The organism is Streptomyces sp. UNOB3_S3, assembly GCF_020740895.1.
Lineage (GTDB): Bacteria > Actinomycetota > Actinomycetes > Streptomycetales > Streptomycetaceae > Streptomyces.
Genome location: NZ_JAILXP010000593.1, coordinates 1 through 2,796 on the forward strand (window position 1 = coordinate 1; position 2,796 = coordinate 2,796).

A 2,796-nucleotide genomic window follows, 5' to 3' on the forward strand; every position below is an offset into this window, starting at 1 on the left:
GTACCGCACGCTGAGACCATGTGCCCGCGACTCCTGCCCCCGCTCCCCGGGCCGCGGTTCCTCGTCGTGTGCTGCGCCCAGATCAGCAGCAGGCGGTGGACAGCGGGGTGCGGCACCTCAAAAAGCCCGGGAGCCGCGGGCACATGGTCTCAGCGTGCGGTACGGGCAAGACGCTGATCGCGCTGCGGACCGCCGAGGCCTTGAACGCCGACCACCTCCTCATCGCCGTACCGTCTCGGGATCTGATCGGCCAGTGGGCCCAGGCCGCCCGGGCGGATGGCCGTACCGAACCGCTGATGGCTGTCTCCTCGCTCCGGGCCGAGAAGCATCCGCTGCTCGCCGAGGCCGGGGCGGTGTCCACGAACTCAGGGGAGTACCTGGCGTACTGGCTGGCCCGGCACAAGAAGGCGACCGTGTTCGTTACGCTCGACTCGCTGCCCCGCATCGAGGAGTCCCGGCACTCGGTGTTCACCGCCCCCGTCTTCGACCTCATGATCGTGGACGAAGCGCACCGTACGGCCGGCTCCTGGGACAAGCAGTGGACGATGATCCACGACAATGCCCGCATCCGGGCGGACCGGCGTCTGTACCTGACCGCGACCCCCTATGACTGGGAGGCTCCGCGCCTGACCGAGGTCCCGGACGAGGACCCGCAGCCCAAGCGCACCGCAGCCACGGCTCCCGCATGGGAGGCCCCCTCACTGATCGCCTCCATGGACGACGCCAAGACCTTCGGCAAACGCCTGCACACCTACTCCCACGCGGATGCGATCGACGACGGCGTCTTGGCCGACTACCAGCTCCTCATCCCCACGGTCACCGACACCGACCTGCGCACCGCCTTGACCGACCCGGACCTGCGCACCGCGTTCGGCCCCAACGCCCGGCGGACCACAGCGCTGCACCTGGCCGTCCTCAAAGCCATGCGCGAGCACGACCTCCACCACGTGATCGTCTACTTCCAGCAAGTCGCGGACGCCGCCGACTTCGCCCGCCAGTTCCCCCACACCCTGCGCACCCTCCCCGACAGCGAGCGCCCCGCCTGGACCGACACCCTTTTCGTGCAGTCGATCAACGGCACCCACACCCCGGACCAGCGCACCCGCATCCTGGCCCGCTTCGAACAAGCCGACCGCGCCGTGATCACCAACGCCCAGGTCCTCTCCGAGGGCGTGGATCTGCCGGCCGTGGACGGCATCGTGTTCGCGGACCGTACGGCGAGTGTGCGCCGCATCGTGCAGGCCCTGGGCCGCGCGCTACGCAAGCCCCCCACTGTCGATCACAAGACGGCGAGCCTGGTCATCCCCGCCTACATCCCGCCCTCAGCCGACCCCACCGACCTCCTGGGCACCCCCTACGAGGCCTTGTGGCTCGTCACCGCGGCCCTGCGCCACCACGACCAGTCGATTGCCGCCCGCGCCCCCAGGAAGAACACCAAGCACCGCCTCGACCGCGACACCCACCAGCTGATCGCGCGCCGCTTCCGCTTCGACTTCACCCTCGACCCCGATCACATCGCCCGCGCGATGGACATCATCGCCTGGCCCGCCACCGGCACCTTCCTTTCCGAGCCCCGCCGCGCCGGGCTGGCCGCCGCCGTCCGCTACCACGCTGAACACGGCCACCTGCGCGTGCCCACCGACTTCGAGGACGCCTACGGCTACCGCCTCGGTGCCTTCATCACCGGCCAGCGCACCGCCTACCACCAAGACGCTCTCGACCTGGACTGGATCACCGAGCTCGAAGACCTCGGCATGGTCTGGGACGACCACGAAGCCGCCTGGCAGGCCAACCTGGCCACCCTCGAAGCCTTCCACACAGAACACGGCCACCTCGCCATCCCCGCCACCGCCCCCGGCGGCCAATTCCTCGTCGTCCAACGCGGCCTCGCCCGCAAGGAACTCCTCGACCCCGACCGCGAAGCCCAACTCACCACGCTCGACCCCACCTGGACGCTGCCGTACGGCCCGGACTGGCACCGCAAATACCACCTACTGCGCCACCACATCGAAGCTGGCAACGACCCCACCACGCTGCGCCGCGACACGATGGTCGACGGCGTGAAGGCCGGCGCGTGGCTGCACCGCCAGTTCACTACCTGGAACGCCCTCAACCCCGGCCAGCGTGATCTCCTCACCGGCCTCGGCCTGACTCCAGATCAGGCCCCGCTCCCCGCCCTCAAGGCCGCTATGCCGTTCACCGGCCCGCGCCGCCGCCGCTCCTTCGAACACAACGCGACGCTGTTGCGGGCCTTCGTGGAGCGGCACGGCCGTCCGCCCGGCGCCCGGGAGTGGATCGAGGCGGACGGCGAACGCGTCATGATCGGCCCGTGGCTGTGCAAGACGCGCACCAAACACCAGAACAGTCAGCTCACCCAAGAGCAGAGCCAGTTGATGCAGGAGATTCTCCGCGAGGACTGGACCGGGACCACCGATGCGGCCGGAGAAGGCCCCCCGGAACTCTCGAAGATCAGTTAGTTTTTTCTGCATCCAAAGAACCAGGAACAGAGCCAGATCCGCACCCCGAAGAGCAGCAGGTCCACGTCCCCTTACCGGTCAGACCGTGAGGGCGCCCCACCCCAGGGCTGCCGAGATGCAGCGGACGAGCCGTCAGCCCCACTACCCTAGCTGCGCTTTCAGGAATTCGCGGAGCGGATTCCGCCAGGCCGGATCGCGGAGCGATCCGAGCCGTGGCCAACGGAGTTGGCCACACCGGCCACGGAGTGGCCGGTTAGCCGCGCGGAGCGCGGCGCTCTTCCGCCGCGTAGCGGCGGCGCGTCGTGTCTGCGGCGCAGAC

General features: G+C 69.3%; 1 protein-coding gene. It reads left to right on the forward strand.

Annotated features, from left to right (window positions below; translation table 11 throughout):
- Positions 1 to 20 precede the first annotated feature (20 nt).
- Positions 21 to 2,477, forward strand: coding sequence for a DEAD/DEAH box helicase (locus tag K6I33_RS34045; RefSeq protein ID WP_229358669.1), 2,457 nt, complete (start codon positions 21 to 23; stop codon positions 2,475 to 2,477).
- Positions 2,478 to 2,796 lie beyond the last annotated feature (319 nt).